Source organism: Pseudomonas sp. GW821-FHT02H06, from assembly GCF_059421525.1.
The window spans coordinates 51090-57296 of record NZ_JBWKVD010000001.1; the positions used below are offsets into that span (position 1 = coordinate 51090).

Here is a 6207-nt window from a genome sequence, read left to right on the forward strand (position 1 = left end):
AGCCAGGCGCATTATGCTTATATTAAGCATCCCCTTCCGACCGGAGCCGATATGACTCACATCCGACACCCTGAACGACTCAGGGCCTTTATCGGCGCGTTGGCCGAGCTGATCGATAGCAACCCGGGGGAAGGCGACCTGCTCTCCCGGGGTGGCAAGCTGCTGGGGCAACTGGTCAGTCATGACGACTGGCTGCCGGATGAGTTCGCCGTGCCCGATCCGGCGCGCTATCAACAGTTTCTGTTGCACGCCGACTCACGGCAGCGGTTCTCGGTCGTCAGCTTCGTGTGGGGGCCGGGCCAGAGCACGCCGATTCATGACCATCGCGTCTGGGGCTTGATCGGCATGCTGCGCGGCGCCGAGTATTCCCAGGGGTTCGCCCGCAGCGCCGATGGCCGGCTGGAACAGGAAGGCCCGGCGATCCGCCTGGAGCCCGGTCATGTCGAGGCGTTGTCGCCGCGCAGCAACGACATTCATCAGGTCAGCAACGCCTTCGACGACCAGGTGTCGATCAGTATTCATGTCTACGGCGCCAACATCGGCGCCGTGAAGCGCGCTGTTTACCAGCCCGATGGCAGCGAAAAACTGTTCATCTCCGGCTATTCCAACGCTTTTCTCCCGAACATCTGGGATCTGTCCAAAGAGAACCAAGCCCAATGAGCCATGACACCCGTTCCTACGCCGACATCCGCCAAGCGCTGCTCGCCCATGAGGAGGTCGCGCTGATCGATGTCCGCGAAGAAGCCCCGTTCGCCGAAGCTCACCCGCTGTTCGCCGCGAACATTCCGTTGTCGAAGCTGGAGCTGGAGGTGCTCGCGCGCATCCCACGTCGCGATACCGCTGTCACCGTTTATGACAACGGCGAAGGTCTGGCCGAACGCGCCTTGAAGCGTCTTCAGGAACTGGGTTACAGCGACGTCAAGCTGCTTGAAGGCGGGTTGCAGGGCTGGCGCAACGCTGGCGGCGAGGTGTTCATTGACGTCAACGTGCCGAGCAAGGCGTTCGGCGAACTGGTGGAGCACCATCGCCACACGCCGTCTTTGGCCGCCGAAGAGGTCAAGCAGTTGCTCGACGCCCAGGCCGGCGTGGTGGTGCTGGATGCGCGGCGGTTCGATGAATACCAGACCATGAGCATTCCCACCGGCGTCAGCGTGCCCGGCGCCGAACTGGTGCTGCGTGCCCGTGAACTGGCGCCCAATCCCAGCACCCGGATCATCGTCAATTGCGCCGGCCGTACGCGCAGCATCATCGGCACCCAGTCGCTGGTCAACGCGGGCCTGCCCAACCCGATTTCCGCCCTGCGCAATGGCACCATCGGCTGGCTGCTGGCCGGGCAGACCTTGGATCACGGGCAATCCCGGCGCTTCCCGCAAGTCAGCGACGCGACCCGGGAAGTCGCTCGGGCGGATGCGCGCAACGTGGCGGACAAAGCACGAGTGAAACGAGGCAGCCGCGCGGACCTGCCGGTCTGGCAGGCAGAAACGACTCGCACGACGTACCTGTTCGATGTGCGCACGCCGGAGGAGTTCGAAGCCGGTCACATGCCGGGGGCGCGTTCGACGCCGGGCGGCCAACTGGTGCAGGAGACTGACCATTACGCCAGCGTGCGCGGCGCACGAATTGTCTTGCTCGACGACGACGGCGTGCGCGCGAACATGTCGGCTTCGTGGCTCGCACAGCTCGGCTGGGAGGTGTTCGTGGTGGACAACCTGGGTCCTGAGGATTTCAGCGAAAAAGGCGGCTGGAACGCGCCGAGTCCGCCCGCGCCGCAGGTCGAGGAGATCAGCGCCGAAACACTGCGCCAGTGGCGCGAACACGGTGGCGTGGCGGTGCTGGATTTCACCGCCAGCGCCAACTACGTCAAGCAGCATATTCCGGGTGCCTGGTGGACGCTGCGAGCCGACCTTGCCAGCGCGCTGCAGAACATTCCGGTCGCCGAGCGTTACGTGCTGACCTGTGGCAGCAGCAAACTGGCGCGCCTGGCTGTGTCTGAGGTCGAAGCGCTAACGGGCAAGCCGGTGTTTGTGCTCAAGGACGGCACCGCCAGTTGGGTCGCGGCGGGGTTAGAGCTTGAGCACGGCGAAAGCCATCTGGCCTCCTCGCGCATTGATCGCTATCGCCGGCCTTATGAAGGCACTGATGCGCCGCGTGAGGCGATGCAGGCGTATCTGGATTGGGAGTATGGATTGGTCGAGCAGTTGGGCCGCGACGGGACCCACGGGTTTTATGTGATCTGAGCCGCCGCATGACGGCTTTTGCCCCCGTCGCGCGGACGACGCCAGCCGCTGTGGGAGTGAGCGTGCTCGCGAAGATGGCGTTCCAGCCGCTGAAGATTCAGCGCGTGTGCCCGCCACCTCGTGGGCAACCGCTCCTGCACAAAATGCATCGCCCCAAAAATAGTTATGCATTAATTTAATAATTAGTATCCGCATCATCACACAAATACATAATTAGCATATAACCAAAAGATACTTCTATTCCGTTTCTTATAGGCATAAGGTCAATCCCCTTGCCGACCCCTTCTCCAGGCGGAGGCCAAGAATCCACTTCCACGCCTGGAGACACGCATCATGTCCGCCCCTTTCACTCCCCTGCTCCGCGTCCGACACGTGATACTCGGCGCACTGCTCGCATTGTCATTCAGCCAAATCACGCAGGCCGCCGAGCCACTCCAGCCGCTGCTCGTCGCTAACCAGAAGTCCGCGCTGAAGGTGCTGCTGGAGGTGTCCGGCGAGCTCAAGGACGTGCCCTACGAGATCAAGTTCTCCGAATTCCCTTCGGCGTCGCCACTGGGCGAAGCCCTGAACGCAGGGGCCGTTGACGTTGGCGCACTGGGCGACGCGCCGTATGTCTTTGCGCTGGGCGCGGGGGCCGCGTTGAAGGTCATCAGCATCACCCACGTCAGCGGCCGCTATACCACTGCATTGATCGTGCGCAACGACTCGCCGATCAAGTCGGTTGCCGACCTCAAGGGCAAGCGCATCGTCACCGGACGCGGCTCCATCGGCCATTACCTGGCCATCCGCGCGCTGAACGAAGCGGGCCTGAAGACCAGCGACGTGAATTTCGTCTACCTGCTGCCCAGCGAGTCGCGGCTGATCCTCGACAACGGCGATGCTGATGCCTGGGCCACCTGGGCGCCCTACACCACCGTCGCCACGCAGAACGGCGCGCGCATTCTGCCCAACGGCCCGGACTTGCTGACCAATCATTCCTACCTCGCTGCGACCAGCAAGGCTATCGCCGACAAGCGCGTGCAACTGGACGACTTCGTGGTGCGCCTCGACCGCGCCTACCGCTGGGCCAACGCCCATCCCGCCGAATACGCCGCCGCCCAGACCAAGGTCACCGGGCTGCCATTGGCCGTGCATCTGGCGGTCAACAAAGACACCAAAATGGAACGCGTGAGCATCGATGACGGCGTCATCAAGGGCTTGCAGAACACGGCGGACATCTACCAGCGCGAAGGCATCCTGAACAAGCACGTCGACGTGTCCCACGGCTTCGATGCGGATTTCAACGCCATCCGCCTGGCCGCCGAGCAATCAGCCGAGCAAGCCGCCCACCAGAACAATCCCCAAGCTGCACGCTAAGCGCTCGACTCAGGAGCACACACCATGAGCAAGCCTCGTCAACTCAAACTCGGTGCAATGGTCCATGGCGTGGGCCACGGTTGGGGCGAGTGGCGCCACCCGGATGCGCAGGCCGACGCCAGCACCAACGTCGACTGGTATAAAGGCCAGGCCCGACTGGCTGAAGACGCGAAATTCGACTTCGTGTTCATCGCCGACAGCCTGCACATCCACGAGAACTCCAGCCCGCACTACCTCAACCGTTTCGAGCCACTGACCATTCTCTCGGCGCTGGCCGCCACTACCAGCAGGATCGGCCTGGTGGCGACTGTGACCGTCAGCTACACCGAACCCTTTCAAGTGGCGCGGCAGATCTCTTCCCTGGACCACATCAGCGGCGGCCGCGCCGGCTGGAACGTCGTCACCTCATGGCTCAGCGGCACCGCCGAGAACTTCAGCAAGAGCGAGCATCCGCCCCACGCCGTGCGCTATCGCATCGCCAGGGAGCACGTGTCGGCGGTCAAAGGGCTGTGGGATTCCTGGGAGGACGACGCCTTCACCCGCAACAAGCAGACGGGCGAGTTTTTCGACCGCAGCAAGCTCCACGCCTTGAATCACTCGGGCGACTTCTTTCAGGTCAAAGGCCCGCTGAACATCGCCCGCTCACGCCAGGGCCAGCCGGTGCTGTTTCAGGCTGGCACCTCCGAGGACGGGCGCAACTTCGCTGCAGAGTATTCCGATGCGATTTTCGTCCACGCCGAGTCCCTGGAAGAGACTCAAGCGTATTACGCCGACCTCAAGCGCCGCGCGGTCGGCTTTGGGCGCAACCCGGATGACCTGTCGATTTTGCCGGGCATTCGCCCGATCGTGGGGCGCGACGCCGAAGAGGTTGAGCAGCGTTATCAGCAAGCGGTGGAACTGGTGAGCATCGAAGACGCTATCGTCGCGCTGGGCCGGCCGTTCAACGATCACGACTTCCGCCAATACCCGCTGGATGCGCCGTTTCCGGACCTGGGTGATCTGGGCGCCAACAGCCAGAAAGGCGGTTCGGATCGGATCAAGCAGCAGGCCAGGGAGCAGAACCTGACCCTGCGTCAGGTTGCGCTGGAGTTCTCCCGCCCTCGCCGCGAGTTCGTCGGCACGCCCGAACAGGTCGCCGACCAGATTCAGCACTGGTTCGAGAACGGCGCCAGTGATGGCTTCATCATCAATTCGCTGTTGCCTGATGGGCTGAAATACTTCACCGAGTTGGTGATTCCGCTCCTGCAGCAACGCGGCCTGCAACGCAGTGATTACACCGGCTCGACCCTGCGGGAACACTTCGGTCTGGAGTTTCCCGTTAATCGTCATACCGCCGCGCGGCTGGCAGCGGCTGCGAAAGTCACGGACGCCAAAAAATCGCAGGTCCCGGCATGAGCGCAGGATTGAATCGGCAGCCTGATGCTTCAGCTGATGCCGAGACCGAGGAGGCCTTTGTGGCGCGTTTGCAGGGGATCACCGAGCGGCTGGCCGAGACCGCGCAGCACTACGATGAAACGGCTGACTTCCCACACGAGAACTTCCGTTTGCTGCACGAGCAAGGTCTGCTCGGGCTGACGGTCGAAGGCGCGCTGGGGGGCGGTGATGCGGATCTTAAGCGGGCACAGCAAGTGATCAGCGCGGTGGCGCGCGGCGAGCCCTCCACTGCGCTGATTCTGGTGATGCAGTACATCCAGCACGCACGCCTTCGGGAGGTCAAAAACTGGCCCGAGCATTTATACCGACAGGTGGCGCTGGACGCGGTGAATAAAGGTGCGCTGATCAATGCGCTGCGCGTTGAGCCGGATCTGGGCTCGCCTTCTCGCGGCGGGCTGCCGGCGACGATTGCGCGCAGGACGGCGGAAGGCTGGCGGATCAGCGGACGAAAGATTTACTCGACGGGGAGCCACGGCCTGACCTGGTTCAACGTCTGGGCGCGCAGCGATGACGCCGATCCGTTGGTCGGGGTGTGGCTGGTGCGCAAGGACAGCCTGGGCGCGAGCATCATCGAGGACTGGGATCATTTGGGCATGCGCGCGACCTCCAGCCACGAGGTGATTTTCGACGACGTGCTGGTGCCGCTGGATCATGCTGTCAACACCAGCCCGGCGAGTTCACCGCAGCCTGAGCTGGATGCGACGGGATTGCTGTGGATGTCGGTGTTGTTATCGTCGGTGTACGACGGCATTGCGCAATCGGCGCGGGACTGGCTGGTGAATTTTCTGGAGCAGCGCACGCCGTCCAACCTGGGAGCCTCGCTGTCGACGCTGCCGCGCTTTCATGAAGTACTCGGCCACATCGACACCTTGTTGTTCGCCAACCAGACACTGCTGGAATCGGCGACTCATGGGCTGACGCCGGCCAGTCATGCGGCGCAGATCAAATACCTGGTGACCAGCAACGCTATTCGCGCGGTTGAACTGGCGATTGAAGCCACCGGCAACCCCGGCCTGTCGCGCAGCAACCCGCTGCAACGCCATTACCGCAACGTCGTCTGCGGCCGAGTACACACGCCACAGAATGACGTGGTGTTGCAGGGGGTGGGCAAGGCCGTGTTTGCCGGGCGAGCAGTCAGGCAGTAAGTAGCACCGCATTCCACGGTAGGACCGGCTTCAGC

General features: G+C 63.0%; 5 protein-coding genes. All 5 read left to right on the forward strand.

Annotation, left to right across the window (positions count from 1 at the left end; all coding sequences use genetic code 11):
- Positions 1–51: 51 nt before the first annotated feature.
- The 5 genes from AC07VF_RS00260 to AC07VF_RS00280 all read left to right on the forward strand — a co-directional run bounded on the left by AC07VF_RS00260 (position 52) and on the right by AC07VF_RS00280 (position 6172).
- Positions 52–660: a cysteine dioxygenase family protein gene (locus AC07VF_RS00260; protein ID WP_346626564.1), complete on the forward strand. Its 609-nt coding sequence runs from the start codon at positions 52–54 to the stop codon at positions 658–660.
- Entirely contained in the window at positions 657–2237 is a 1581-nt protein-coding gene (locus AC07VF_RS00265; RefSeq protein WP_495008895.1) for a rhodanese-related sulfurtransferase, read from the forward strand. The genes AC07VF_RS00260 and AC07VF_RS00265 overlap by 4 nt, the downstream gene beginning before the upstream one ends.
- 333 nt (positions 2238–2570) lie before the next feature.
- A complete protein-coding gene (locus AC07VF_RS00270; RefSeq protein ID WP_495008894.1) occupies positions 2571–3593 on the forward strand; it encodes an ABC transporter substrate-binding protein in 1023 nt (340 codons plus the stop codon).
- 24 nt (positions 3594–3617) lie between these two features.
- On the forward strand, positions 3618–4988 hold the full coding sequence (locus tag AC07VF_RS00275) for an LLM class flavin-dependent oxidoreductase (RefSeq protein WP_495008893.1): 1371 nt from the start codon (positions 3618–3620) through the stop codon (positions 4986–4988).
- Positions 4985–6172 carry an acyl-CoA dehydrogenase family protein gene (locus AC07VF_RS00280; protein WP_495008892.1) on the forward strand — a complete coding sequence of 396 codons (1188 nt, stop codon included), beginning with the start codon at positions 4985–4987 and terminating at the stop codon, positions 6170–6172. The genes AC07VF_RS00275 and AC07VF_RS00280 overlap by 4 nt, the downstream gene beginning before the upstream one ends.
- The last annotated feature ends 35 nt before the right edge of the window (positions 6173–6207 follow it).

What these genes read in the sequence shown, in the direction of transcription:
- AC07VF_RS00280 (WP_495008892.1), top strand. Translation starts at nt 4,985, where the DNA reads ATGAGCGCAGGATTGAATCGGCAGCCTGATGCTTCAGCTGATGCCGAG.
- AC07VF_RS00275 (WP_495008893.1), top strand. Translation starts at nt 3,618, where the DNA reads ATGAGCAAGCCTCGTCAACTCAAACTCGGTGCAATGGTCCATGGCGTG.
- AC07VF_RS00260 (WP_346626564.1), top strand. Translation starts at nt 52, where the DNA reads ATGACTCACATCCGACACCCTGAACGACTCAGGGCCTTTATCGGCGCG.
- AC07VF_RS00265 (WP_495008895.1), top strand. Translation starts at nt 657, where the DNA reads ATGAGCCATGACACCCGTTCCTACGCCGACATCCGCCAAGCGCTGCTC.
- AC07VF_RS00270 (WP_495008894.1), top strand. Translation starts at nt 2,571, where the DNA reads ATGTCCGCCCCTTTCACTCCCCTGCTCCGCGTCCGACACGTGATACTC.